The organism is Paenibacillus sp. 32O-W (assembly GCF_007679495.1).
GTDB lineage: Bacteria > Bacillota > Bacilli > Paenibacillales > NBRC-103111 > Paenibacillus_L > Paenibacillus_L residui.
Window position 1 is genome coordinate 59293 of the sequence record NZ_VEGP01000018.1, and the last position, 25476, is coordinate 84768.

22 protein-coding genes are annotated in these 25476 nt (G+C 53.5%); 7 read left to right on the top strand and 15 right to left on the bottom strand.

The genetic code is table 11. The annotated features are described in order from the left end of the window. Positions 1 to 164 precede the first annotated feature (164 nt). Complete coding sequence (locus FS806_RS25705; protein ID WP_186328300.1) at positions 165 to 326, top strand: hypothetical protein; 162 nt, start codon at positions 165 to 167, stop codon at positions 324 to 326. A gap of 113 nt (positions 327 to 439) precedes the next feature. Here FS806_RS25705 and FS806_RS09635 read toward each other — a convergent pair whose 3' ends face one another. From FS806_RS09635 to FS806_RS09650, 4 genes are all read right to left on the bottom strand, one after another. After that, positions 440 to 1249 carry a zinc ribbon domain-containing protein gene (locus tag FS806_RS09635; protein ID WP_144935110.1) on the bottom strand — a complete coding sequence of 270 codons (810 nt, stop codon included), beginning with the start codon at positions 1247 to 1249 and terminating at the stop codon, positions 440 to 442. A gap of 311 nt (positions 1250 to 1560) precedes the next feature. Further along, positions 1561 to 2739: an RNA-guided endonuclease InsQ/TnpB family protein gene (locus FS806_RS09640; protein WP_144935113.1), complete on the bottom strand. Its 1179-nt coding sequence runs from the start codon at positions 2737 to 2739 to the stop codon at positions 1561 to 1563. Positions 2740 to 3191: 452 nt separating this feature from the next. Continuing rightward, complete coding sequence (locus FS806_RS09645) at positions 3192 to 4028, bottom strand: 1,4-dihydroxy-6-naphtoate synthase (RefSeq protein WP_144935116.1); 837 nt, start codon at positions 4026 to 4028, stop codon at positions 3192 to 3194. Beyond that, positions 4025 to 4729 carry a futalosine hydrolase gene (locus FS806_RS09650; protein WP_260982042.1) on the bottom strand — a complete coding sequence of 235 codons (705 nt, stop codon included), beginning with the start codon at positions 4727 to 4729 and terminating at the stop codon, positions 4025 to 4027. The genes FS806_RS09645 and FS806_RS09650 overlap by 4 nt, the downstream gene beginning before the upstream one ends. A gap of 160 nt (positions 4730 to 4889) precedes the next feature. On the opposite strand from FS806_RS09650, the gene FS806_RS09655 reads away from it, so the two are divergent. Together FS806_RS09655 and FS806_RS09660 are read left to right on the top strand one after the other, a co-directional pair. Beyond that, positions 4890 to 5915, top strand: a complete 1026-nt coding sequence (locus FS806_RS09655; RefSeq protein ID WP_144935121.1) for a hypothetical protein — start codon at positions 4890 to 4892, stop codon at positions 5913 to 5915. Positions 5916 to 5974: 59 nt separating this feature from the next. Beyond that, positions 5975 to 6391 (top strand): NUDIX hydrolase, encoded by a 417-nt coding sequence (locus FS806_RS09660; RefSeq protein WP_144935124.1) that lies wholly within the window; start codon positions 5975 to 5977, stop codon positions 6389 to 6391. A 120-nt stretch (positions 6392 to 6511) separates the two neighbouring features. Here the strand turns inward: FS806_RS09660 and FS806_RS09665 are convergent, their stop codons facing one another. The 3 genes from FS806_RS09665 to FS806_RS09675 all read right to left on the bottom strand — a co-directional run bounded on the left by FS806_RS09665 (position 6512) and on the right by FS806_RS09675 (position 9553). Continuing rightward, positions 6512 to 7294 carry an energy-coupling factor transporter transmembrane component T family protein gene (locus FS806_RS09665; protein WP_144935127.1) on the bottom strand — a complete coding sequence of 261 codons (783 nt, stop codon included), beginning with the start codon at positions 7292 to 7294 and terminating at the stop codon, positions 6512 to 6514. Beyond that, positions 7272 to 8768: an ABC transporter ATP-binding protein gene (locus FS806_RS09670; RefSeq protein ID WP_313960576.1), complete on the bottom strand. Its 1497-nt coding sequence runs from the start codon at positions 8766 to 8768 to the stop codon at positions 7272 to 7274. The genes FS806_RS09665 and FS806_RS09670 overlap by 23 nt, the downstream gene beginning before the upstream one ends. A gap of 188 nt (positions 8769 to 8956) precedes the next feature. Further along, positions 8957 to 9553 (bottom strand): ECF transporter S component, encoded by a 597-nt coding sequence (locus tag FS806_RS09675; protein ID WP_144935133.1) that lies wholly within the window; start codon positions 9551 to 9553, stop codon positions 8957 to 8959. Positions 9554 to 10063: 510 nt separating this feature from the next. Between FS806_RS09675 and FS806_RS09680 the strand changes: the two genes are divergently transcribed. Both FS806_RS09680 and FS806_RS25710 read left to right on the top strand, forming a co-directional pair. Beyond that, positions 10064 to 10459 carry a VOC family protein gene (locus FS806_RS09680; RefSeq protein WP_379291122.1) on the top strand — a complete coding sequence of 132 codons (396 nt, stop codon included), beginning with the start codon at positions 10064 to 10066 and terminating at the stop codon, positions 10457 to 10459. A 412-nt stretch (positions 10460 to 10871) separates the two neighbouring features. Continuing rightward, on the top strand, positions 10872 to 11042 hold the full coding sequence (locus FS806_RS25710; RefSeq protein ID WP_186328301.1) for a hypothetical protein: 171 nt from the start codon (positions 10872 to 10874) through the stop codon (positions 11040 to 11042). Between the two features lie 176 nt (positions 11043 to 11218). Here the strand turns inward: FS806_RS25710 and FS806_RS26135 are convergent, their stop codons facing one another. The 3 genes from FS806_RS26135 to FS806_RS26675 all read right to left on the bottom strand — a co-directional run bounded on the left by FS806_RS26135 (position 11219) and on the right by FS806_RS26675 (position 14382). Further along, a complete protein-coding gene (locus FS806_RS26135) occupies positions 11219 to 11386 on the bottom strand; it encodes a hypothetical protein (protein WP_222126630.1) in 168 nt (55 codons plus the stop codon). Positions 11387 to 11539: 153 nt separating this feature from the next. Continuing rightward, positions 11540 to 12937 carry an alpha-L-rhamnosidase-related protein gene (locus tag FS806_RS26670; RefSeq protein ID WP_260982043.1) on the bottom strand — a complete coding sequence of 466 codons (1398 nt, stop codon included), beginning with the start codon at positions 12935 to 12937 and terminating at the stop codon, positions 11540 to 11542. Positions 12938 to 12960: 23 nt separating this feature from the next. Further along, complete coding sequence (locus tag FS806_RS26675) at positions 12961 to 14382, bottom strand: alpha-L-rhamnosidase N-terminal domain-containing protein (RefSeq protein WP_260982044.1); 1422 nt, start codon at positions 14380 to 14382, stop codon at positions 12961 to 12963. Between the two features lie 344 nt (positions 14383 to 14726). Between FS806_RS26675 and FS806_RS09690 the strand changes: the two genes are divergently transcribed. Beyond that, the gene (locus tag FS806_RS09690) at positions 14727 to 15659 is read left to right on the top strand and encodes an AraC family transcriptional regulator (RefSeq protein WP_186328302.1); all 933 of its coding nucleotides are present in this window, start codon (positions 14727 to 14729) and stop codon (positions 15657 to 15659) included. Between the two features lie 785 nt (positions 15660 to 16444). On the opposite strand, the gene FS806_RS09695 is transcribed toward FS806_RS09690, so the two are convergent. Together FS806_RS09695 and hrpB are read right to left on the bottom strand one after the other, a co-directional pair. Beyond that, positions 16445 to 17434: a Gfo/Idh/MocA family protein gene (locus tag FS806_RS09695; RefSeq protein ID WP_144935142.1), complete on the bottom strand. Its 990-nt coding sequence runs from the start codon at positions 17432 to 17434 to the stop codon at positions 16445 to 16447. A gap of 317 nt (positions 17435 to 17751) precedes the next feature. After that, positions 17752 to 20352 (bottom strand): ATP-dependent helicase HrpB, encoded by a 2601-nt coding sequence (gene hrpB, locus FS806_RS09700; RefSeq protein ID WP_144935145.1) that lies wholly within the window; start codon positions 20350 to 20352, stop codon positions 17752 to 17754. 444 nt (positions 20353 to 20796) lie between these two features. Here hrpB and FS806_RS09705 point away from each other — a divergent pair, with 444 nt between their 5' ends. Next, a complete protein-coding gene (locus FS806_RS09705) occupies positions 20797 to 21336 on the top strand; it encodes a histidine phosphatase family protein (protein WP_144935148.1) in 540 nt (179 codons plus the stop codon). A gap of 9 nt (positions 21337 to 21345) precedes the next feature. On the opposite strand, the gene FS806_RS09710 is transcribed toward FS806_RS09705, so the two are convergent. The 3 genes from FS806_RS09710 to FS806_RS09720 form a co-directional block, all read right to left on the bottom strand. Beyond that, positions 21346 to 23406 carry a DUF2325 domain-containing protein gene (locus FS806_RS09710; RefSeq protein ID WP_144935150.1) on the bottom strand — a complete coding sequence of 687 codons (2061 nt, stop codon included), beginning with the start codon at positions 23404 to 23406 and terminating at the stop codon, positions 21346 to 21348. Positions 23407 to 23820: 414 nt separating this feature from the next. Further along, entirely contained in the window at positions 23821 to 24288 is a 468-nt protein-coding gene (locus tag FS806_RS09715; RefSeq protein ID WP_313960577.1) for a Rieske (2Fe-2S) protein, read from the bottom strand. A gap of 72 nt (positions 24289 to 24360) precedes the next feature. After that, positions 24361 to 25416 carry an amidohydrolase family protein gene (locus FS806_RS09720; RefSeq protein ID WP_144935155.1) on the bottom strand — a complete coding sequence of 352 codons (1056 nt, stop codon included), beginning with the start codon at positions 25414 to 25416 and terminating at the stop codon, positions 24361 to 24363. Positions 25417 to 25476: the final 60 nt, after the last annotated feature.

Consider the following 25476-nt stretch of genomic DNA (forward strand, 5'->3'; position numbering starts at 1 on the left):
TGGTACTATTTACTGACTCATTGGTCAAAACAATTCGCTAAACATTTATTCCATATTCCCTGAGAAATAAAGGGGAATAATATTTTTTCAAAAGATTGTCACTTTTCGAAATGACCAACTGGTCAATTGGATAGTCTATCCACATATTGACAGGTTTTAGTGTTATGGCAGATAATGCAGGAGTTAACTTCTTCTTATCGAATTTGAACTCTATTGAGGTGATGATCATGGTGTTTGTTAATTGGGGGTTAATAGCTATTCTGGGAGGAGCGCTGCTGCTCCTCGTCATTATCGCCATCCTAATTGTCGTCCTGCTGAAGAAATAACGGAGTTCTGAACATCTGCCAATCATCTTGGTCCGTGAAGGCACAGGCCACATATCCGCGTCAAAATCCCCCGGCCATTGCTCAAGCACACCGGGGGATTCCTATAGTATTATTTAAAATTTGACGACAAGACTCAGGAAGGACTTCGTCAGGGAATCCCCGGCGACCCATAGATAGAAACACAGGACAAAGAAAACGGCAAACAGGCTGTATAACGGGTCGGCGCCAGTTCCTTCAGATTCCTTGTTGAAAGAATATATAGTAACGAGGACCGCAGCTATCCATCCCAACAAAATAAATATAAGCAAAAATAAAGCCAGCGATCTCAATCCGATCAGCGACATGAGAAAGAAGACAATTGTCAATCCGACGGGTACTACGGTCAGGGCGCTATAACGGGATAGTACTTCCGTAAATCCCTTGGATAACTTCATCAGATATTTGACCGCCACCCACAGCATACCTGTGGTAAGAAGCACCAGAACCGAGATGTGAAAGAAACTGACCATGAACGTTTTGAACACCGGAACCTGTGTGCCGATGCTTAAAATCCCCATCTTCAAGCTTCGCAATTGAATGACATTCGACAGGCTGAAGAATAACACGAACAGCCCGAGCGTGATCCAGCCGTTAATCCATTGGGACGGGGCAACCGCCACACCGTTGGTCAACGGGGATTTCAGCTTATCCGCCGCGTAGCTCCAATAGCCCTTGGCCACGAGCTTCCCCTTCTCCGCATAAGGCTCCCATTTCTCCCGGGACGAAGCGGATGCGGTCTGGTCATCCTTCCCTTCCGCCGTTTTCTCTCCCCTGCCCGTCAGCTCTGCGGCCGCGGCCGATTCCTCCTCTAGAAAGTACCCGCATTCGGTACACATTTTTTGATCATCTTTGTTCGGTTGATAACAGTTAGGGCAATGAATCATATCCTCTTCTCCTTCTGCTTAGCATTTGTTCTTGAAACTTCTGACTGGTGCCTTGTATTCGCAGGCCTCTCTATGTTCCGGATCCCGTCGCCTTCTAATACTTTATAGTAGTGAACCTCCCCCACTTATTTCGCTATCGCGAGTTGAAGTCGGGGCTTCTTACCACGGACAACTTCATGTACCTATTGTAGATAGGGATTTGCCCGATCTACTCCATATCCAAGTACGGGGTATCTGTGAAGTTGTCTTAGTAAGCAACCGATGTCTCTTGTAGACATCGGGGGCGGAACAGCCCATCTACTACTTCTTGCCTAAGCAATCCGTAGATACTTCCTCTTGCTTTCTACATCAAAATGCAGGAACTCGCCATATAAGGCTTGGCTCAGTATATTCCTGGCCCCGTGTAGATCTCGATGCTCCTTGTACCCGCACATACAGCGATAATTCCTGGAAGCTGGTTGATTGCGCTTCCTGCAGACAGGACATGTCTGACTCGTATACGATTCATCGACGAGATGGAGGGCGATCCCTTCTCGCTCCAGTTTATACGTCAAATACTGCTTCACCTTGCCCATCGACCAATTTGACAGCTTTTGTGCCTGCTTGCGGCTCACGCGGTTTTTCTTACGCGTATTCCGCTGCACCCCTTCGACATCGCCAAGATGAACATCCGATACCGACTGCTGTATACACCAATCCACAAACTGCTTTGTGGTCTTGTGTAGGGCATCTCTCAACTGCCGCTTCGACTTGGAACGTATGTATTGTTTCGCACGCTGATATTTCTTCCATTGCCGCGTGCCTTTCTTGCACTTGGACTGCAGCCGATGAATTTCTGCCAGCTTCTTATTGCGGAATCGATGGATCGAACGTACTTTCCTGCCCGTGATGATCAGGCTCTCTCCGTCCTCACGAAAGGCGGCAAGCGTATGAATTTCACCGGGGTCTACCCCGATCGCTTGTTGTTTCCGATAGCTCTTGTTCTTCCTCCCATCCTCGTAGGAGATGGCGAGGTATAGGCCGTGATCATAGCCGAGTTCTATTTCTTTGATCTGACCTGCCGGAAGAGACGCCACATGGACTACAATCGGCTTCTCTCTTTTCCGTTCGTGAATCCCCATCGACAATGCAATCTTGCCGTTATCGAACACCTTGAACCCGTCTTTGACCCATTTCGTGTTGTAGTGCTTCTTGATCTTATAGGGATATTTCGCAGATTTAATTCCCTTTCGTACCGCTTGGTGGGCAGCCTCTCGTGCGAACAAATACTTATGACAGACGGCCTGAATCGATTGACTGTGCAAGTGGAATTGGCGTTTGGTTTGCTTCTGAAGCGCTGACTGCGAAATCCATTTCCGATGCTCCGAATGGTAGTTCTTAGCGAGCTGCAAGCACATATTCCAAACCCGGGCAGATTCGCGATTACAGGCATACAGTCGCTCGATATCTCGTTTCGAGGCATGGAAACGTACAATTTGAGCACGAATCATGGAAACACCCCCTTACCAGAACACTTGTTCCAAATTCCCATTATATCACACATACGTTCCTTTTCGGGCATCAAAGTGACTAGAACAAACACATGCTTTTTCCAACATATCTCCAGCGAAGATGTTCGAGAAAGGCGTCATTCATCTCCCACCTGCTTCGCTGAGGAAGGAGACTTTTGACGCAAGTTGTTAAATAATACGAGGCTGAAAGGCTCCGGTTTCTCAATTTTTGTAAAGTTTTAATCTAATATATTCCATTCCTCTGAAGGGTAGTCCTTATTAAACCGCTTTTTGCAGCCGAAAATATCCTGGTTTGCTGTCTTCCTGCAATCCCCGTTTATAGTTGCATTCCTTTTTACAAAAATACCCAATCCAACAAAAAGGCACTTGCCTGTACTTCTCGCAAGTGCCTTTCAAATGAAGCATATGATGCGCAGAATCTCTGTCGGCATTTACCGTAAAGCGACCGGGTCTATCTTCGGTACCAGCCCTTCTTCCGCAGCCCGGCCAAGGAGGGCGTTGATTGCCGCATACCCGTCCTCGCCCAGCTCAGCGGTGAACTCGTTCACATACAAGTCAATATGCGCCTTGGCAACTTCGGGATCCATCTCTTGAGCATGGCTCAAGACATAATTCTGTGATGCCTCCGGGTGCGCCCAGGCATACTCCACCGACTCGCGCGTCCACTTGGCAATGGAAGCCAGGTTCAGAGAGCGCTTGGCGATGATCGCTCCCAGCGGAATGGGCAGGCCGGTATCCTCCTCCCACCACGATCCGAGATCGGCCAGCAGATTTAATCCATACGACGGATACGTGAAACGGGCCTCATGAATCACCAGGCCGGCATCGATCTTGCCGTCGCGCACCGCGGGCATAATCTCGTGAAACGGCATAATCACGATCTCGCCTACGCCGCCGGGCACGTTGCGTGCCGCCCACAGCCGAAACAGCAGATAAGCCGTGGAACGCTCACTCGGCACCGCCACCCGCCGGCCCGCCAATGCCGCAGCGTCCGCTCCCTCTGCAGAAGGGGCGGTCAGCACTAACGGGCCGCAGCCTCGGCCCAGCGCTCCCCCGCAGGGCAGCAAGGCATAATCGTTCAGTACCCACGGCAGAGCGGCGTACGAGATTTTCAGCACGTCCGGCCCATTGGCGGCAACCGCCAAATGGTTGGTCACATCAATATCGGCATAAGTGACATCGAGCTTCGGCGCTCCCGGAATAAGTCCGTGCACCCATGCATGGAAAACAAATGTATCGTTAGGACAAGGGGAAAAAGCTATCTTCATTCCAGCACCTCCTGCAGTACTGCGCCGGCGGCGGCCAGCGCGTCCAAGGCTTCTCCGATCCGCCATGCGGCCCGGTCTCGCGGCCCTACCGGATTGGAGATCGCGCGGAGCTCCAGCACTGGTAGGCCGAACTGGCGGGCGGCTGTCGCTACGCCGAAGCCTTCCATGCCTTCAGCCGCCGCCCCGGGCACCCGCGCAGCCAGCCGCGCGGCGGTCTCGGCCGTGCCTGTCACGGTTGAGACCGTGACGGCCGGGCCCACCGCGACCGCCAAGCCGGCTTCGCGCAGCGCCGCGGCCAGCCGGGCCGCCAAGCCGGCAGCGGCCGGGATGCGGGCAGCGCCGAAGCCCAGCTCGTCCACGCTACGGAAGCCCTCCGGGGTCTCGGCTCCCAGGTCGGCGGCGACGATCTCGTCCGCCACGACCAGCGAGCCGACCTCCGCCCGGCCGGTGAAGCCGCCGCCGATTCCGGCGCTGATCACCAGGCCGTACCCGGAGGCGGCCAGAGCCGCGGCCGTGCCCGCAGCGGCGGCAGCCGGCCCTACGCCCGCAGCTAAGACATCGAACCTGCCGGCGTCCTGCAGCCCGCGCAGCACGGCCTCCCGCTCGGCGGCAACGGCGGTTACGACGAGGATTCGCCCTCCGCGTCTATTCGATCCGGAACCCGAAGTCCCGGATAAATCTGTCTTCTGTTCAGCAACCATGTCCATTCTCCTCTAGCTGTAGTTACTATTAAGTGTAGCACATCACGAAAATATTGAAAAATGGACAGGTATGGTATAATAACTGATATCTATTTAATTGGGAATGTCTGGGATTCGTAAAAGATAGATTTCAGCTAATAAGCACAAGGAGGCTTGGAGCATGACCCTTACTTTTCGTGCAGAGCAGGAGTTCTTTACATTTCTCGATCCGGCCGGAAAACCGCTGGAGCGCAAAACGGAAGTCCGCTTCGATCCCCTGACCGGGGAAACCTCGCGACTGATTTATGATCCCGGGGCCGGAGCCCCCTTTACTCCTCCGAGCTACGAGGAGGCTGCCAAGGCCACCGAAGGAAGCAAGTGCCCCTTCTGCCCGGATAATGTTCACACGATGACCCCCACATTTTCTAACGAGATTGTAGAAGGCGGAAGGTTAGTCAAGGGAGAAGCGGTCGCCTTTCCCAACTTATTTCCTTACGGCAAGCATAACGCTGTCGTGCGAATGACCGATTCGCATTATGTCCGTCTGGAGGAGTTCAGCATTCCGGTCCTCGCAGACACACTGTCCGTCGCTCATGCCTATCTGTCCAAAGTGCTGCAGACCGACCCGAAGGCGACTCATGCGTCCATCAACTGGAATTACCTCCCCCCTTCGGGCGGAAGTATACTGCATCCGCATATTCATGTGCTTGCTTCCGAGCAGCAGACCCGTTATCAGGCGACGGTTTCCGAATACGGCCAGGCCTTCTATGAAAAATATAAACAACCCTACTATCAAGCATTGTTGGAAGAGGAAAGACGGCTTCAGCAGCGCTGGGTCGGGCAGCAGGACACCCTCGGATGGGTGCATGCCTATGCTCCAAGAAGCCATTATGACTTTGTTGGAATTTATGAGGACGCCCCTTCGTTCGCGGAGCTGGACGAGCGGCATTGGCTGGCCTTGGCCGAGAGCCTGCTGCGGTTCTTCCGTTTCTTCCGGGAGGCGGGCATCGCAAGCTTTAACCTGGCGGCCTTCATTCCCGTCCGTCGGACTGAGGCCAGCGGGGTGCATATCCGGTTAATCCCCCGTTTGACTACGGGACTATTGGCCACGAGCGATATGAACGTGTTCAACTTTGTACACGGCGAATACTTAAGCCTCCGGACTCCGGAGACCACCTCCAAGGAAGCGGCCGCCTTTTTCCTATAACTCCGTTTCCGGACATTCGTGCAAAATTCTCTATACCGCATAATACAAGGAGATCAGGTATGCAAGGATATAATGTTCTTATGGTATACAGCAAGGATATGGACCGGCTGCTTATGTGCAAACGATTAAAGGACCCTTATAAAGGATTAAGCAATCTGGTCGGCGGCAAAATCGAAAACGGAGAGTCCGGGCTCGACGCTGCTTATAGAGAGCTATATGAAGAAACAAACATCTCTAGAGAACATATTACTTTGCATCATCTAATGGATTTCAAATATTATTTTCAGAATTGCTATGTTGAAGTCTATGCCGGCAGATTGAAGGAAGATGTAGAGATCTCGGGGGATGAAAATGAATTGTACTGGTCTGATTTGAACCGGGATTTTTTTGACATGACCCTATTTGCAGGTGAAGGAAACATCGGGCATATGATTGAACAAGTGAAAATGAGTAAAAATCGATTTCTAGCGGATTAATCCATCCCATTCAACGAAAAACAGGATCGTCCCAAAATGAAGCCGAAAAGGACCTCAACTCCCACTATGGAGTGGAGACGGGGTCCTTTTTTACGACATCCGATTTATTCCGCTTGCCTCTCAACGGCCGGCCAGCGGAAGATAAACCGCCGTACAGTAGGCCGCTATCAGCAGCCCTGCCATCATCCCCGCGAACCATAAGTCGATTCGGGAATAACGGGTGGTATAATAATAGGTTCGCGACGCTCCCATCTGAAACCGCTTGGCCTCCATGGCCACGGCGATTCTCTGTGCCCGGCGGATGCTCTGGGCGAGCAGCGGCACCGCATAAGCGCTCAATCGCTCATACATCCCGCGAAAGCCCCGGGCAAACCGCGTCCCTCGCACCTTCAAGGCGTCCGTGCGAACCCGGTAATCATCCCAGACGGCAGGCAGCATCCGGATCGAAGCGATGAAGCTGTAGGCATACTTACCCGGCAGCCGAAACTGCTGCATTAACGCGTAGAAGAAAAGAATCGGCTTCGATGTCAACGCGAAGATCATTCCGAGCGCGCCGAAGCTTATCGTTTTGCATCCGATAAGCAGGCCGTGGTAGAAGCTCTCCTTCGAGATGCGGATCAGCCCCCACTGCCACCAAACCTCTTCCCCTTTGCCGAACAGAATCATCGTGGACGAGGAGGAGACAAAGATGAATAAGAACGGAGCCGTGAACAGCAGAAGCTTCCTTCCCGTGTAGCCGCTGAACAGCAGAAGCGGCAGCAGGTAGGCGATCATCTGATAAACCGCGAAATCGAACCGGCGATTGATCAAGGCGATAACCAACAGTACGAAGAACACGGCAAATTTCAAAGCCGGATTCACCCGGTAAAGCCAGGTTTCTCTATGGGGTGTGAACAAATTCATGCCTGACGCACCTCCACAGCTCCGGCGATTCCACGGCAACCAGCCGCCCCCGCTCTATTCGCCATATTTGGTCGGAGAAGTAACCGGCAATATTCGGGTCATGTGTCACCATAATAATCGTCGTTCCCTTCACACGCAGTTCTTCGAGCTTCTCCAATATGGCGAATGTGTTCCTCGCATCCTGACCGAAGGTCGGCTCATCCAGCAGCAGCACGGGCTTCTCTCCGATGACGGCGGAGGCGACGCTGAGCCGTCTCTTCTGACCGATCGATAACTGGTAAGGATGACGCCTCTCACTCATGTATAAGCCGAATGCCTCCAACGTCTGCCTAACCTTCTTATCCGCTTCCTCCTCGGAAAGCTTCAACGGCCGGAGTGAATATGCCAGTTCATCATATAACGAGTTCGTAATAAATTGCATCTCCGGATTTTGAAAGACAAAAGCGAGCTCCGGGGGAGGCGGAGATTTGACGCTTCGTTTCCTGCGTCCTCTGACCGTCTGCCGGACTTCTTCCCCGCACAGCCTGTACGTGCCGCTGGTCGGGAGAAGCTGCATGATGGACTGCAGCAGCGTGCTTTTGCCCGCGCCGTTCTCCCCTACGATGCAAATCCATTCACCGGGTTGTCCTTCCGCCTGCGGAACCTCAATCCTGACTTCCTCCTGACGGTAACCGGCGAAATCCCTCAGCTCCAGAACAGGACCCGGGCGGCCTTCGAGAGCTTGGCGCTCCTTCCGCCTCTGCTGCTCTATCTCCTGATACGCATCCGACCGGATATAATCCTCCCAGACCTGCGGATACCATATGCCGAAGCGGACAAGCTCTTCTTTATGACTGCGGAAAATTTCGTCCGGCGTGCCGTCGGCGAGGATGGCCCCTTCCGCATCGAACAGCACTATACGATCGACCCAGTCAATAACCTGCTCGATCTTATGCTCTACGATGACCAGAGTCTTGTTAGCGGATATTTCCTTGACCGCCGCCCATATCTGCTCTGTCCCTTCCGGATCGAGCATCGCCGAAGGCTCATCCAGATAAAGCACCTCCGGCTGAAGCAGCAGAACCGAAGCGAGGGCGAGCCTCTGCTTCATTCCTTGGGATAGGGTCTGAATGGGAGTATGGATATCCTCGAAGACGAGTCCGACCTTGCGCAAAACCCGCCCGATCTCTTCCTCCATCCGCTCCCTTGGAACGGACAGATTTTCCAGCACAAAGGCCAGCTCTTCATCAACGTACGGCATACAGAATTGGGTGTCCGGGTCTTGAAACACGAAGCCCCAGGAGTCCGGACGCCGAACCGAATCGCAGGTCAGAGGGACCTCGACGGAACCGGGAATAATTCCGCTAAGCACCTGCAGCAGCGTCGATTTGCCGCAGCCGCTCGGTCCGAGCAGCAGAACCTTCTGGCCTTGTGGAACAGCAAAGGAGAGGTCCTTGAACACCAAGGACGGCTCTCCCGGAAATTTCAGTCTCAAGTTCGAGACAGATAAAAATGATGCCGGATTGTCCTGCATTTGACCACCTCATTACCGGGCTCAACGGCCCGCTTGGGCTTCCCCTTGCTCCTCGTCCGACCACAGCCGTCCGATCGGGGAAGAATGTTCTTCCTGTTGTTGTCCCGGCAGGCTTTTAGAACTTACGTGTAGTTAGTAGAGATATCATGTCACTTCTGCAGCGACTCGTACTCTTCCCTCGCCACCGGCTGAATCTGCCGGGTCACGCCGGTTTTTTCCAGCGCACGGACGAGCCAATAAGCGAACACGCCGCAAAATACAAATGCGCTAACGGCACGTAAACCGTATTTAAGCGCCAGCATCCATGCTTCATAATTGGCGTAGCCGAGGAAGAGATCCACGATGAAGGAACCGAGTCCCGCCATTATGCCGGCCACACCGGCCGCAACCAGTCCCGCCTTGCGATAACGCAGACCTGCGAAGACCAATTCCGCACCCAGTCCTTGTACGAATCCGTAAAGAATCGTTTCCAGTCCCCATGCGGAGCCCAGCAATGAAGATACATTGGCCGCCGCCAGATTGGCGAGCAGCGCTACCCCCGGCTTGCGAACGATCAGATACGCGAAGGGTCCCGCCATAAACCACATGCCGTAAGTTAACTGGCCCGCCTGCAGAAATAACGGCTTAACCACTCCGTATACGCCGTCCCACAGCTTGAAAATGACTCCAAACACTAAAGAAATCATCACCGTGACCAAAATATCGGTAAACTTCAATCCTTTACTGCCGCTTGCTTGTTGTTTCAAGTGCTCCCTCTCCTTCAATCCATTATTTTCCAAACAAAAAAAACCGCCTGGATGCACAGACGGAGAAAGGGTCCCTAATCAACATATGTTCTCTACGCTGGCATTATCCAGTTCAGATTAACGGTCAGTAGCGGTATAACGGCTACACTCTCAGCCTGACTCCTCAAGCCCCCGGGATTATTCAATTGGAATCGCCCATATCATACACCATTCCCGCTATTCTGGCAATAGTGAAATCGATATTTAACCCTATGGATGATTACATCTTGAGGGGGTGTATACTCAACAATATGGTTGACCAAAATAGAGAAAATCCCGACTCTATTTTTCATGCTAAGGCTGCGAGATGACCTCACCCAACCATCGTCATGCCTCATGAAGATGGCTGCACCCGGTAAGACGTTGAGCAAACACTGACAGAATACAGGAGCGAATCGGATACGGCCGAGGATTAATGTTCAATGAGCTGAAAGAAAACATGGGAACTGCAAAATGAAGGAGGTTGATAACATGCAAAAAGTGACTCCATTTCTAATGTTCGAAGGACAGGCTGAAGAAGCTATGAATTTCTATACTTCTTTATTTGACCAGTCGGAAATTTTGAGCATTGCCCGTTACGGCCCGAACGAAGCCGGACGGGAAGGAAGCGTGTTTCAGGCAACATTCTCCCTGAAGGGACAGCAGTTCATGTGCATCGACAGCAGTGTCAAGCATAATTTCACTTTCACCCCTTCCATCTCCCTATTTATTAACTGCGAGACGGAAGAAGAGGTCGATCGACTCTTTAAGGAGCTCTCTCAGGGCGGCGCGGTTCTGATGCCCTTGGAAGCCTATCCGTTCAGTCCCAGGTTTGCCTGGGTTGCAGATAAATTCGGAGTTTCCTGGCAGCTCAACCTGGTCAGCTAAGGCTAAGGCTGGGAGAAAAAACACGTACAATCCCTTTATTGTGCGTGTTTTTTCTATGTTGAGTTAATGATTCTGTCATTACCTGCTCTCTCAACGTAATCCCTCACATTCAAGACGACCATTCTGCTCGATATGCTTGAGGTCCGCCCGGGTGAACTCGGCAGCTTCAACACACGTTCTGTCAGCAGCCAGCTTTGCAAAAACGATAATGTCATGGTTCCATGTAAAATCCCCTCGATTTTCTGTCGACTTTTCCCGGGAAATAATCGCAAAACTATGTATCAAATGACTGAGCAGGTATCTCGTCTTATATTGACGTATTTCAGCATAAACATTTATTAATACTAACAATTTCCAATTATGGTAGAATGGGTTGGATTGGAAATCTATTACTACTGCGAGGAGGGTTTGAATGAGCGGTTCAGCAGCAGGGATGTTGGCCATATGGCCTTTATTGGTGTTTTTAATTTACCTGGTTTTACTTGTGCTGGGGGTCTATTGCCTTATTTTATTTATCCAGCTTGCAAAGAGAGCAATTAAGGCTCTTGACCTGTATATTCAAGAAAAGTCCAACCAAGATTAGATAAAAATCGAGCCGGGTATTATCTAATGAGCGGATTTCTTAGTCGTCTCGTCTACCGTCAGCCTGATAGGCACACCCCCGGTTGTCAAATGGATGTACTGGTGGAAGATATTTGTCGGGCGCACCATGTTTTCAGCATCGCAACGCGCTCCGGGAGAGGGCACGTTGCGATGCGGTCAATCGACATCCTTCTCAATCAGAAGAACCCAGACTTGCGCATCCGAATGCAGGCCAACCATTGCTGACCGACTTCCATCGGATTCGGTCTGCCCGATCTTACCTGCGGTAAGAGGGCGCCTGCGATTCAACAGCACAACAGTAGGAACGGGCCTGAATGACCCCATCGTTGACTTTTGCCCAACGAGGAAATTCGCGCGATCATTACCGCCCTGGGACGGGAATTCAAGCTGATTTCCGGAGCCGGTCCTATGGCAAGTCCGCTAGTTTATTATCTTCGTTGTTCCTGTGTAGCCCTCCGGCAATTTCACTTCAATCTGCTATCCTTGCGGCACGCGAACCTCGATCTCCATCTGCCTGCGTTCTTCATCGGCCCTCCAGGAGACATCGACCCGGCCTGCTTCAGGAAGCGGAACACTTCCCCGGGCCCAGGATAATCCGCATGGATTCGGCTCCACCAGCACCTTCTCCCAACCGGGAGCCTGCGGTCTCACCCCAAGAATATAGGCCCCCAGGAAATAAGCCGGCGCAGCCGACCAAGCGTGGCAGTGGCTTCGGGTCAGAAAGTTCGGATTCGTCCGATTCTCCTTAAATCTCGGATACATCTCCCAGCAGGTTGTCGCTTCATACTCGATCATTTGTCCATAATTGCGGCGAATGTCGTCAAGCATATGTGTTAGCTTCCCGATCCGCGCCAAGGCCTCGTAATAGAAAAATGACATGAACGGACTGCCGATTTGCACAAAAGAACCCGGAGGATTAAGCAAATATCGTTCCAGCGTTTCCTTCCTCGGCCCATCCGCGATATCGCACAGAAAGGCGGCCACTTGCGTCTGCATGCTGAAAATCCCCGAACGGCGTCCATCTGCATGAATGCAGTCCAGATAGGCTTCTTTATCTTCTGACCACAGATGCTTGTTCATCGCCGTTTTCAGACGGTCTGCCCAATGCTTGAACGAATCCGCCTCTTCCGCATGACCGGCAATCTGAGCCAATTCCGCCGCGCTGTTCAGCGCCTTGACCAGAAAAGCATTCTGGTGGGTGACCACACCGCCATTCGGCTGATCGATCGGCGCCCAGTCGAGCAAATTCCACGCCTGGATATTGAAAAGCCCGTTATCGTCGATATGCTGCACGTAGTGATTAAGCGTATAGCGTATGGAAGGCCACATTTCCTTAGCAAATTTTGTTTGCCCGGTTTGCTCATAATGCTCCTTGCAGGCAATGACCCAGAAAAACGTCCAGTTCGGAATGACACTGTTCCAGCCGCTTGGCACCTGATCGGCATACAAGGGGGTCTGGTTCCGGGATCCGGGCACCAGACGCAAGCATCTTTCCGTTAGTGCCGGAGCGGAAAATAAATAATTCCCAATTAACGCTTCATTGCGGCTGTCCCCCACCCAAAACGCCTGCTCATATGCGGGACAATCGACGAACGTATCCTCCATGCAAAGCTTGGTCGTATCCCGGCTAATCTGCCAAATATCATTCAACAGGGCATCCGAACAGTGAAAACGGCCGATTTCCGCTACCGGGTAGATATTCTGAACAAGGCGAACGCTGTAGAAGTGAACGGGATACCGGGCATTCCTGACGGTGAGCATAAGATAGCGAAACCCCCGCCTAACCGGCGATTTATAGGTCTGCCTGCCTTTTTTCGCCACGTATCTTAAGGTGTTATCCAGACCGTACGTATGTTGAATGTACTCATCGCGCATATATTCATATCCGTAAAAATCAACTATCGTTCCTTCCCACAATCCAGCTCAAACTCAATATATCCGACTGTTTCCTTACCGAAATCAATGATTATCTCCGTATCGGCCCCTTCGTAAAAGGGCACGCGGACAGGAACCCCGTCAGCTGTCACCAGGTGTTGGAGCGCATGCGGAACCGCTTGCGATTCGCTTGCCTTCTTCCATACGTGATGGCCAAACACATCATCATCGCGATACAAGCCGAGAGGCACAGGGCTTAAACGATCGGCATACGGCGTTAATTCTGCCGCCTGCGAAACGGAACGAACCGCCAAATATTCCTCATGTTCCATATTTAATCGCCTGCCGGGCTGATGATCTATCACCTCTATCGTATCGAACGGTCCAATTCCGACGAACGGAGAGTACTTCGTCCCATCGATTCCGGACAATGGAGAAATTAGCTCTATCGGAGCCTCTCCATCGACGCCGATGCGGAATCCATGCCCGTGATCGATTCCACTTACATCGACCATTAATAAATGATCGCCCGCCTCAAGCTCAATATCCGCATATCTCTCCGGGGCTTCTCCGTAGAAGCGCTCCGCAGCCACCGCCTTGCCGTCCAGGATGACCGTGCCCACATTCACAAATGCCGCAGGAAAGCCTATCGTGAAATTCCCGCCGGCGGAGACCCGGACAACGGTCGCCAAATAACCGACAAAACCGACCGGATTCGCATGCTCCCGGCTATCGGGCACCATCTGGCTGCGAACATCTATGTAAGCATTCCAGGAAATCCGGCGTACCTTCTTCAATGCTTCTACCCTGATCGGATAGACCGTTTCCTCTGTCAGCGGAGGAATATCCCTGGGAACTAGAGAGGTCCATGGCTCCATCCCCGGAGCGCCCAATTCTTCGGCTAGCGGCCAGGCTTCATCGGAGTAGGATCGATCCTTCCATGCGTAGTCGAATAATCGGGCATCTATCCGTTCTGCGAAAGCCTGCTGGCAGGACATTCGAGGGGCTCTTCCGTCCTGGCCGGGATGCCGCAGCGTTCGCCAGCTTCCATCAGTAACGAGACAGCCCAAGCTTGTTCCCGTTTCGTCGGCCATACGAAGCTGGGCCAACAATCCTCCCCTCCCCTTCAAGTAGTAAAAGGTAGACAAACCGAAGTGCATCACCATAACGGCAATGGTATTGTCCTCACCCGGACGAATATAGGGGGATACGTCATACGTATCATAGGCCTGCTCTGCCGGCCACGATCTTACCGGCCCTCGACCCGCCTCCTGCCCATTGACGAACAGAACATATCGCGAATCGGCGGTAATATCAAGCCAGGCTTGTGTGTATTCCTTCTCTTGGATTGGGAACGTTTGGCGGAACAAACGCCATTCATTGCGGGGACTGCTTTCGTTACCTCCCCATATCCACTTCGCCCGCTCAGACCATACATTTGTCATGATTCTTCCCTCCTCGTTTCCTTCATTGTAGCGATAACGGCACAGAAGAAAGGGGTTGATCACGACATCCTTCAGGGGTAAAATGTCATCTAATCCAATTTATATTTTGAGATAACCGTTCGTAGAATGAAACATACAATTTCCTTTCTAAATGACGGTTCGTTATTGGGATATCATAGGAAAATCCATAAGAAACGAGGAGTAAAGCAACAAGCCGTCAGCAAGGGAAGTAAAATTTGGCCGTGGAGTGAGGGTAAAAGGGAGAGCACGAATGACTGTGAAGAAATAAACGAATCGACGAAATGAGAGCCAAGAGGCAAACCAAGGGAAAAGGAGCCAACGAAATGGCTGACCAAGCAAGGGATAAGAAAACCGGCGGAATGGCGGTCAAACGAACGGTGGAGCTGACCAGCGGCGAACTGTTCTTCCGGGAATCGCTGCCCATATATGTCAATCGGGTAAGCGAATCCTTTCAATTGGCGGAACATTTTCATGATTTCGCGGAAATTTGCTATGTCGCGGAAGGGCAGGGCTTTCATTACATCGACAACAAGACATTGTCGGTCACGGCCGGCGACGTCTTTTTTATCCCTATCGGTACCGCCCATGTCTTTCGACCCGTCAGCTTGCAGCAGGACCGTTCCTTGGTAGTCTACAACTGTATTTTTCAAACTGAACGGCTCCAACAATTAACCGTCTATCCGTTGGAAGAGGAAATCGTCGCCTTGTTAAGCGGGAATCTGCAGAACGGGAAACGATGGCTGCATATTCGTGAACAGGATGGAGAATTCAAATATGTAATGCATCGTCTGCTCACGGAATACGATACGAAGAAGCCCGGCTACCGCTCTCAAATGCTTGCTTGCCTTCTCGAGCTTCTGGTTCTTCTCCAGCGCCTGCAGCAGCCGGCCGGTAAGGCCACTTCTCCCGATATTATCGACAAAATTACGGCCATGAAACAATATATCTACCTACATTTTCAGCAGCCTATCACCATTTCAGATGTAGCTGCCGCTGCCAACATCAGCCCCCGCCAAGGACAACGCTTGTTCAAGCAGATCATGGGGACGACCATCCTGAGTTACATACAAGAACAGCGTATTCGTCATGCCTGCGAACTCTTAAGCCGCCCCAAAACGACGGTTCTGGAAGCGGCACTTCATTGCGGCTATGAAGATTTAAAGCATTTCGGCCAATTGTTTAAAAAGCACACCGGAGTCACCCCCCGCCAATACCGCTTGCTAAGGCAAAAGGATCGGGGTTCGTTCTCTCTTTAGGACTGATAGAGATAGCCTATCTCCGAACTATGATCTGCCGGACGCAATAAGATGCATAGGTTAAACCGCATGGTCACTTGTACAGCGTTACAAAAGAAACACTATGCAGCGTTTCAACACATGTCGGAGGGAGGGAACGATTGGCGAAACACTGTGTAGCTTGGCTAGGCATGCAACGGACACCAGCGCCGTTATTTTTGCCGATTGAGGCATTTTCCCCGTATAACGGACTGAGGGAGACTGTCGATTAATGGTATGCAACCAAAGATCATGCGAAAATCCTGCACGGTTTGGTTTTAACGGAACCAGATGACCTTATTCGCTCCAAAAGGGCCTTATGGTCATTTTAACGGAACCAGATGACCTTATTCCCAAGAAAAGCTCGCGAAAGTATGAGAATTCAATGAAATAAACGCGTATGGTTCCGTTAGCCTAAAAAAACCGCCTATTTTGACGAATTAGAGACTCCCAAGTCCGTTACGTTTTCGTGTTGGACTTATTTGCTAGAACAACATCCTGTTGAACGCCTATCCCACAATGAATCGACTACCACCTCATTACCGTTAGAATGCCAAAAGGGAGCAAATCGAGCCATTAACGGCTTCCATTTCCGTTACACCTGCGCATCGCATCCGCTTCTCGGAAGCCGCAAGGAAAATCGGACAGATAGCTAAAGTCCGCCCATTCTCATCCGACAGAACGACCATGAACCGCTTGACTTACTTGGAACAACGCCTTCAAAACACTCATGGTTTCTTATGCACGTTACATTGTAATAAGCCCAGCTAAGCCAGCGAGTCAGCAGGGAAGACCAGGCCGACTTGCCTTCTGGCCTCATCAGTAATCTCCATGACGGACAAAGAATTGGCATGCGAATTGACGGAGGATTCGAGCTCGCCGCTTTTTATCAAATGGACAAACTCCTGAACCTCGTACTTCATCGTGTTCCCTGTCTGCTCGCGGGTAATTTCCTCAACCGTCCCGTCCTTGTAGCGAATTTCCACTTTCCCCGGCTGATTGATCCGATCGATAACCATCGTCCCGTTTTCTCCCTGAATTTCGGCGGGCAGATACGAATTCGTTATTTTCGAATACATGATGACCGCGTCCATCTCTTTATATTTCAACAGCAAACTCCCTTCTCCGTCCACCCCCGACTCGAGCATGACGGCGTTCGCCCGGATCAGCTCGGGCCTTCCGAACAGAACGACCATCGGGTAAATGCAGTAGACCCCCAGGTCCATTAAAGAACCATTGGAAAACGCAGGGTTAAACGCATTGAGCACCGTTCCTTGTTTAAACGCATCATAGCGCGAAGAGTATTGGCAATAGCTTGCAAAATATCGCCGAATGGGCCCAAGCTTATGGAGATTGTCCTGAATGGCGCGAAAATTGGGGAGCAGGGTGGACTTTAAAGCCTCCATCAGGAGTACGTTATGTTTTGCCGCCGTCTCTATCATTTTTTTCATTTCCCGGGCGTGGGAGGCTATCGGTTTTTCGCACAAAACATGCTTGCCGTGTTCCATGCAAAGAATGGCCTGTTCCGCGTGACAAGAGGTCGGGCTCGCGATATAGACAGCGTCGAATTCATCGCTGGCGGCCATTTTTTCTAAATCGGTAAATCGATTCGGGATGCCGTGCTTGGCGGCATACTCTCGGGCCCGCTCTTCCGTCCGTGAATAGACGGCAGTCAAGTCCACCAGACCGGTCTCACGGGCGGCTTGGATGAAGCTGTCGGTAATCCAGTTGGTTCCAATCACTGCAAATCGGATCATAGCTATGTTGCCTCCTTAGAGCGTAAATCGAGAAAATGTATGAGCTGTAAACAAGGCAATACGTATATGGACAGCCCAAATTAAGAACGCGATGCCTCCCATTATTCAAAAAAATAGAGCGGGACAAACCGGCAAACGATCCGGGAGGATCCTGCCCATATGTCCCTTCCCCTTGTGAAAACAGATCGATTGGGTATCCTTATCCCCAGCGTCAATATGGACCCTTTCCCCGGACCAAGGACTACTCGCCGCTCTTCTCCTTCTTCGGTCAGCGTTATCAAGCGTGCCGGGGGGGGGAAGCGCATCCCGAATATTCGCTAATTCCCCTGATTCCGGGGGCGGGTGCGGTTAGTCGGGACGGCGCTGCGCGGGTCGTCGGGCCAATAGTGCTTCGGATAGCGGCCTTTGAGGTCTTTTTTCACCTCGAAGTATGCGTTTTGCCAGAAGCTGGCCAGATCCTGCGTCACCTGTACCGGGCGCTGAGCCGGCGATAACAGATGCAGCGTCAATGCGATTCTTCCCCGCATGATGCGAGGCGTCTCCGCAAGCCCGAACAGCTCCTGAAGCCGGACGGCCAGCACGGGGGAAGCGGGATCGCTGTAATCGACGGGAATGCGCGAACCGCTGGGAACGACGATATGGGTCGGGGCCAGCTCGTCCAATTCCCGGCGCCGCTCCCAGGAGAGCATCGCCTCCAGGATGGCCGCCAGGTCGAGCCGCTGCAGCTCCTCCCGGCTCTTCAGGCCGTACAAATGCGGGCCGAGCCAGCCGGCCAGGTCAGCGCCGAGCGCCGCGTCGCATACGTCCGGCCAGCCCGGGTCATGGCGCTGCACGAAGCACAGACGCTGCTGGAGCCGCCGGGCCGCCCTGGACCACGGCAGGATCGCCAGCCCTTCCGCGGCGATTCCCTGCAGCAGAGCCTGCAAGGCGGCCTCCGGGTCCGGGTCGGCCAGCGGCGTATCCTGCAGCACCAGCGCGCCCAGCCGCTCGCGCCGCCTCGCCCGCACCGCCTGCGCCGAACGGTCCCAAGCGACCGTTTCCTCCACAACGATCCGCTCGGCGAATCGTTGCTTCAGGTCGCTTGGCTCCACCGGCGCTGCCAGGCCGATGCGGCCATCCGCCCCCTGGTCGTCCAGCTCGGCCACGACCAGCCAGGGCTCCTGGCCGAGCGGCTGCGGGGCGGCAAAAGCGGCTCCGCGGCCGCTGGCGAGCAGGAAGCGGCCGCCTGCCTTCCGCTGCGCGATGCGGTCGGGATAGGCGAACGCCAGCAGCAAGCCGCTGGCATCGATATCGCTTCCCCGACCCGGCTCCGCAGCGTGTGGCCCGCCGGCGCTGCCTTCGCGCCCGGGCAGGCCGAGCGTGCGCTTCCAGCGGCCGGCCTCGGCGGCGATCCGCCGGCAAGCGGCCGGGTCCGCGCCGTAGCCGTGCGCCTGAGCGGCGCCTCGGCCATGCACCGCGGCCGCTTGGCCCGGTCGCCCGGGCCCGCCGGAGGCGTCGGCGGCGCGCAGCGCCTCCACCCTGAGGCGCACGTCCGCATCGGCCGCGGCTTGACGGCCGCGCAGCGGATCGCGCTCGCTCAGCAGCGCCGCCAGCTCGCAGGCCAGGTCCCCCAGGCCGAGCGGAATCGCTTGGAGGACCATATGCGCGAGCCGCGGGTGGAGCCCAAGCTCGGCCATTCGCTTCCCGTGCGGGGTGACGGCCCCGTCTTCGCTCAGCGCTCCAAGCTGGCCGAGCAGCTCCCGCGCCTGAGCCAGAGCCCCGGCGGGCGGGGCGTCCAGCCAGCGCAGCTCCTGCGGGTCGGCGCCCCACACGGCGAGCTCGAGCGCCAGCGGGGCGAGGTCCGCCTCGAGCATCTCCGGCAGGCTCTGCGGTGCCAGCCGCCGGTTGTTCTCTTCCGTCCACAGACGGTAGCACACTCCCGGCCCCTGACGGCCCGCACGCCCCCGGCGCTGGTCGGCGGACGCCCTCGACACCGGCACGGTCTCGAGCCTCGTCATTCCCGTGCGCGGCGAGAAGCGGGGAACGCGCATCAGCCCGCTGTCCACGACAACGCGCACTCCCTCGACCGTCAGACTGGTCTCGGCAATGGACGTCGCCAGCACGACCTTGCGCTCTCCCGGCGGACAAGGGGCGATCGCCCGGTCCTGCTCCTCCGCCGACAGCCCTCCGTATAGCGGAGCAATGCGGACAGTTCGCGCCATACCTTGCTCTTCCAGCCTCTCCGCCACTCGCCGAATTTCGCCGGCCCCCGGCAGAAACACAAGCAGATCGCCCGGTTCGTCCTGCAGCGCCTTAACTATACTTCTCGTCACAGCCGCTTCTATCGATCCTTCCGGCCGTTGCGGCAAATAACGGGTTTCCACGGGATAGGCCCTTCCTTCACTGGCCACTACCGGCGCATCCTCCAGCAGCCGGGCTATCGCTTCGGCATCCAGAGTTGCCGACATGACCAATATTTTCAAATCTTCGCGAAGGATCGCCTGCGATTGCAAACAGAGCGCGAGCCCCAAATCAGCGTGCAGGCTGCGCTCATGAAATTCATCGAAGATGACCAGCCCCACATCCTCCAGAGACGGATCTTCCTGGAGAAGACGGGTCAGAACCCCTTCCGTTATAACCTCTATCCTCGTCTCCGGGCCTACCCGCGTATCCAGTCTGACCCGATACCCTACCGTCAGGCCCACCGGCTCTCCAAGAGTGGCCGACATATATTGTGCAGCCGCCCGGGCAGCCAAGCGGCGCGGTTCCAGCATAAGAATACGGCGCCCCTTGAGCCAAGGCTCGTCCAATAAAGCCAAGGGAACGCGAGTCGTCTTCCCGGCCCCCGGATCGGCCAGGAGGACGGCATTGGGACCAAGCCGCAGCTTCTCCTTCAGCTCCGGCAGCACTTGTTCGATAGGCAATGATGATGTCGTCATGGCAGGCTACCTTTCCATGGTAATGATTGAATTCTACAATAAAAGATTAACGGAAGGTTGTCCAGCCGTCACCCGAAAGCCTTTGATCCTGGCCGCAGAACGGAATTTTTGGGAAGCCCGGCGCTCGAAAATTACGGATGCTTTACTAACCGTCAGGACCCGGGATCATTCTCCTCAAATGAGAGTTTGCAACGAGAGTCTCCATAATTTACCGGGCCGTCAACGAAGAAGTACCTAATTCTAGAGCGATAATGCACGTCTTTTTGGAGAAAAGTCGTCGCATACCTGATTCTAGAGCAATAGTGCACGTCTTTGGAGCGATTTTTAGCGAAATGGCCCCATTTTGTGAAAAAGACCTGCACATTTGACCGTCTTTCGCCTTCTTTTTGGAAAAAGGCACGATTTCAATGTATTTTTGCTCGTCTTTGGGTAGCGTCAAGAAGTTTGTGTAAGCTGGTAGGGTTATCCATCGGGACGGATGCCGGGCTGACAGATACCGGATTGGAGCAAGCCGACAAGCTCGCTGATTTTTTCTCCGATAAATCTATCGATTATATTATTTCCAGTCCGTATGAAAGAGCGTTCCGGACTATAGAGCCGTTTGCCGTCCGCCGGGGGCTGGAAATCAAGCTGGATTCACGTTTAACCGAAAGAGTGTTGTCGGGAAAGAATCATTCGGAGTGGCGTGATATGCTTCGCAAAACCTACGATGATCTGGACTTAAGCTACGAAGGCGGGGAGTCCGGTAACGAGGCGATAGGCCGTGCCGTTACCGTAATCAGGGAAATCCTTGATGGTCCATACAAAAATGCCGTGGTCGTTTCCCATGGGAATCTGCTGTCTCTGCTTCTGAAATCTTATGACAGCCGGATCGGCTATTCGGAATGGGAAGCCATGTCCAATCCGGATGTCTATCATCTGTCCTTTGCCGGCGAATCCGAAACTCCCGTTATCCGGCGGATTTGGGCGGATTCCCCCCTTTAATTTTCCTTATTATGAATGGGCCGCTGTCGCTGTCCGTTGAATCGCCTCTTTATTTTCCCACAGAAGTGTGCGTAAATTGGATTTCGAGCCCTGAATGATATAATGCGGAATGCGGCACTGCTTGGCAATCTCCACGCAGCTCCAGGTCGCTCGGTGGGAAGTCGCGGTAATCAGCATGAACAGGGCCTGGGCGCGGCGCAAATCGGCATGGATTCGCTCAGGACTGTCCCCATTATCATGAACGAGCTCGGCCCCGGTCTCCGATACGACCGATTCAAACCATTTGGCCTGTCCGCCAATAATGACAATTTTGCAGCCTGTCAGGAAAGGCTCCGGCTTGCTTTTATCCGTTTTCGCCGTCCATGAGGCCTGCTTCTGCCGATCCAGTTTTTTCTTTATCCCTTCGTCTCCTTGGGACGACTTTCGATAGAGCTTGGAAAGCCGGGCGTAATGCCCGTCCACAGCTACATTGAACAAACAGGGATCACCATCCGAAGGACCCTGTACTTCCACATCGCGATAGTGAATCGGGTAGCGGTTCTCCGGGTTGTTCATATCCACACAGTAGAATGTAAAATGCTCCCCCAGCTCCACATACCCGCTGAACTGGTTAATCGGAGCGTAGGTATCGTCCCCTTGCAGCAGCAGCTCGATTTCATAATGAATAACGCCGGATTCCTGTTCATATGGCCTGCATCTGACCTCCGCCTCATGCTCCAAACGATAATGATGAACCATGGATTCCGTAATATTAAACACTTCTCCATGCTCCAGCACAATATAACCGCCATGATCCCGCCTATAAAAGGTGCCGCCAAACCATGCTGCGGTTTCTTCCCGGGAAGGAGCCGACTCTTCCAGCGATAGGGCCTCTTCCTTTCCTTCTTCCGAAGCCGGGGAGTAAACCGCCGTAGGTACCGCATCCTTCTTCGGGTTCATAACGGCAGACTGGGAAGACATAGGGCCTTCTTCATGCAGGTATCGCTCCAGGGAGTCGATCATATCGAATAAAGAGCGAATATGACGGCGAATAGCCGCGCCGCTGCTCCGGTCCGGAAGGGGCTGTCCCAGCTTCCGGCACCATTGTTCCGCTTCCTGAGTGAGTCCGGCAGCCAGCCTTTCCGCCAGCTCGCGGGGGTCCGCCGACCGCTGCTTGAATTCCAGCAAACGATGCTTCGCCTGCTTCAGCTCCCGCTCCGCCGCCGCGGCACTTTCCTGATATTCCGCCAGCGAGCTTTCCAGCGCGCGAAGCCGGGAAAGAAGCTCCATTTTTTCGCTGCCCAGCACCTCGTTACGCAGCCTCTGCTCCGCCAGCAAAGCTTGCAGGCGCGACGCTTCCTCCTGCGAAGCGGAGGCTTCCGCCGATAATTTAAGTTTTTCTTCGCTAAGCCGCTCCACCCATCTTTCCTTCACGCGTAATTGTTTGCGCAAATGATCGGATTCCTGCTCGGCTTTAAGCCGGAGGTCCGATTCCCGCTTCAGCCTTCGTTCTACAGCGGCATGCTTGCCGGGATCGATGAAAGAGCGGCAAGCCTCATCATTAGCTGTATCAGGCTGTGGAGCCGGTTCCGTCCTCCCCGCTTGAACCTCCTTGACGGCGGCAAGCTGCTGCAGCCGTTCCTCCGCCTCCTCGGTACGGTCCGGGTGCAGACGCAGGGCCCAATAGTAATGCCAATGCCCGTACTGTGTTATTTTTTCTTCCTGGGCCTCAAGGAACTCCTCCACGGAATCCCCTGCTTCCTCGTAGAGGTCCATTACAGTAAGCAGAATGGCCGTCAACAGCTTTTGCTTCCCTGACGTTTGCCGCAATTTGGAAAGCAGAAGCTTGTAAAACACGGCATCCGGAAAAGCTCTTCTGGGGGAGGCGGTGAGCGGCAGCTCCAGCTGCCTGGCCATATTTCGCTTCTCCACCGGGGACAATTCCTGAACCAAGGAATGGAACGCTTCGGTGTTGAAAGGCTGAGCCGCTTCCTCCAGAATTCTCTGCCTGAAAGGCTGCGACTGCCCCGCCCATTCGTCGGCTTCCTGTGGAGGCACTCCTATCAAACGGGCCAATTTTTTCGTGTTCAAAGGCATCCCTCCTTTTCTGGACAATTGGTAAAATGGGTTCTCTGGTTAACAGCTATATCAATGCGGCATTCCGCCGAGGTGTTAACAAATTTTTCGGTTCCAATAAGTTCCACAAACAATATGACGTTGATATATTCGATATTTTGTCAGTAATCCCTTCTCCTCGATTTAATAAAATAATACAATAATCTCTGCCCTTCGGAACGGTGTGGTTACCGTGCAAAATGTTATTAAACAATAGGAAAACCGCCCAATCCTAGGCGGCTGAACACTTCAATCCTAATCTTGCTTTATCAATCGCTTTTTAAACGACTCACTTTCCTTTTTCCGTATGGTGGCCAAACCGAAAAGAAGAAGTCCCTCAGTCATTGACGATCTTGATGACTTCAGAGACCTCTTTATCCCTTTTACACCCTACTTCAGCACAATCCCGATTTTTCCGTCTTGAATTTCGATAGGGTAGCTTTTGGCGCGGATTTTATCGTCGATCAGGGATTTCCCGGTTTTGATCTCGAATTCCCAGCCGTGCCATGGACAGCGGACAATCTCGCCGGATTTGCCGAATTCGTATTGATAGACTCTTGACGGCATCGTCGTTCCGCACACGATTCCCCTGCACAGGGGCGCTCCCTGGTGGGGGCAGTAGTTGTACAATGCATAGTATTGACCGTCGATTAGATAAACGCCGATCTCGCGGCCCCCTATGTTAACGATGACATGCCCGCCCTCCGGCACATCTCCTTCGTTCAATACATAATGTACCGCCATTTTCCCCCTCCGTCCGGATAGAATCAAATCGGTTTTACCTCTGGTTGGAGCCAAGCTGGTCCATTGCATACCGTGAAACCGCTGCTGCTTGTCGTACAAAAGCTGCTGTCTCATGACAAGAAAATCTGTCTCCCAAGTCTCCCGAGTCTCCCAGACTGCTGCCGGTCCTTCGATCTTCCCGCTATACTAAAGCTTGTAAAGCTGCTTGGCATTTTCGTATAGTACCTTCCTTCTTGCATCCGGGCTTAACTTGCGGAGGACGGCGGAAGGCGGATCGAAATCCCAATGCGGATAATCGCTTGAGTAGAGAATCATATTCTCGGCGTCGACCATGTTCAGCAGGTCGACCAGATGCTGCGGATTATCCGGCTCTTCGATAGGCTGGGTCGTCAGATAGCAGTGCTCGCGAATATACTGGCTGGGCAGCTTCTTCAGCCACGGCACCTGGGAGCGCAATGCCTTGTAGTTTTTGTCCAGCCGCCACATGACATGCGGCAGCCAGGCCATTCCTCCTTCAATGAGGACAACCTTCAGGCCGGGAAATTTCTCGAATACTCCTTCGCACACCATGCTGACCAGATGGGCCATGAACATCTGCGACAAGCATGTATGCCATTCGATGTACCACGTCGGATACCCTGCAGCAGTCGGCGCGGTAGCCCCGCCCGCTCCTTCCGCACCCGGATGAAGGGCGACAGGCAGCCCGTTCCTCTCCGCCGCTTCGTAGATCGGGTGGTATTGCCGCTGTCCCAGAGGCGAGCGGGCCGCACTGGAAATGATGACTTCGACGATATCGGGATGCCCGCCGATCCGGTCGATCTCCCTGGCCGCAAGCTGCGGGTCCTGGGTAGCTACGGCTGCAGCCCCCTTGAAGGCTCGGTGCTTGCCCAGCCATTCCGCAATGAGGTAGTCGTTGTAAGCGGAGCATATAGCGGCGGCAAAATCCGGATCATGTGTGGTCGAGATATTATAGACCACGCCCGTCAAAATCGCATACTCGACATTGTAGGGCTCTATCAATTGCTTGATCATGAGCTCCGGATCCGAGCCCGCCTTGCCGCCGCCTGGAGGGATCGAGTCCCTCCGCATCACACCGACGGGAGAATAGTAGCCGGAGTACGAGTAGCCTACGCCGCTGCGGGCCACCCTGCTCTTCCACGGCTCCGGCAGATAAGGAACAAGATCGGCATCGTTCTGTTCATTATGGACATCGGCATCGATGACCTTGTAATTCTCCGCCATATGCTAAGCTCCTTTGCAAAATGATCTATTTTTGCCTAGGTCCCCAATAATAAAACGGTA